Genomic DNA, 1,085 nt, shown 5'->3' with positions numbered 1-1,085 from the left:
ACAGGCGCTTCATGAGCGGCGTCCCGCTCATGGCGACGGCCTCATTCACCACTCGGACAGGGGCGTTCAATACGTGTCGATCAAGTATTCGGAGCGACTGGCCGAGGCAGGCATCGAGCCTTCCGTCGGAAGCGTTGGCGACAGTTACGACAACGCGCTCGCCGAAACGATCAACGGGCTCTACAAGGCCGAGGTCATCCATCGGCGCGGACCGTGGCGCAGCTTCGAAGCGGTTGAATTCGCCACCCCGAGCTTTGTGCAATCGCCGCCCCGGTCATCCGCAGGGACCGGCGCAAGTGCAGGATCAACGTCACCACCGGCTCAGGCAGGCGCGCGCTGACGCGGGCGGGCGCACTGGCGTGGTTTGAGAGCGCAGCGCTCCCGCCCGCTTTGAACCGGGCGAGCCATTTGCGCACCGTGCGGACCGAAACGGCAAAGGCCTTGGCCACCTCGGCGGCAGACTGCCCCGATGCGATGCGCCTGACGATCTGCTCTCGACTGTAAACTGTAAGACGGGCACCATGGTGCGGGTTGTTCATCCTTCGGGGTCCTCGGCTGGAGTTTGGCGATTGCAGCCTAAACCCCTTCCGGGTGAACAACCTCCTGAGATTTCACAGCTAACGCTCCCCTCACGAAAGCTCGACCTGACCTCGTTCCGCGCAAGGATGGACTTCGATAGAGGTCACCAAGGAGCGGATTTCGCAGGCCATCTGCATTGAGTTGTTTGACTGCAGCCCGAGTTGCAGTTCCTCGATCTTGGTACGATAGGCATCGATTGATGCGGGGTGAAGCTCGACTACCTTTGTCGACGCACGCAGGAAGTCGAGACAGGCAACCAACCGCACCTTCTCCGCTTCATTTTCGCGCAGCTTTGCCTTGAGACTGGCTGTCACTGCCCCGTCGGCGATGGCATCAACGATATTGCGGATCGTGTCTCCGCTGATGGTGTAGGAGGCCGCGCGCGGAGCCGTCGGCATAGCGCAGCGCGCGGCCGACAGTGACGCTGGCGGTCATCGCCGATCTTGGAGAAGGTTCGGGTTGCAACACCTGAAACCTGAAACGGAGACGACGATGACCGATGAGAG

Annotated in this window: 1 protein-coding gene and 2 pseudogenes; 1 reads left to right on the top strand and 2 read right to left on the bottom strand. The window is 61.7% G+C overall.

Annotation, left to right across the window (positions count from 1 at the left end):
• A pseudogene (locus DFR48_RS21705) lies at positions 1-340 on the top strand (hypothetical protein); the annotation flags it as partial.
• 13 nt (positions 341-353) lie between these two features.
• Here the strand turns inward: DFR48_RS21705 and DFR48_RS22405 are convergent.
• Both DFR48_RS22405 and DFR48_RS21695 read right to left on the bottom strand, forming a co-directional pair.
• Positions 354-539 (bottom strand): annotated as a pseudogene (locus DFR48_RS22405) (helix-turn-helix domain-containing protein); the annotation flags it as partial.
• A gap of 90 nt (positions 540-629) precedes the next feature.
• Complete coding sequence (locus DFR48_RS21695) at positions 630-977, bottom strand: hypothetical protein (RefSeq protein WP_114365290.1); 348 nt, start codon at positions 975-977, stop codon at positions 630-632.
• Positions 978-1,085: the final 108 nt, after the last annotated feature.

Origin of the sequence: Ciceribacter lividus, from assembly GCF_003337715.1 — a bacterium.
GTDB classification, from domain to species: Bacteria; Pseudomonadota; Alphaproteobacteria; order Rhizobiales; family Rhizobiaceae; genus Allorhizobium; species Allorhizobium lividum.
Note: the sequence above shows the minus strand (reverse complement) of the source record. Positions and strands in the feature narration are given on the sequence as shown.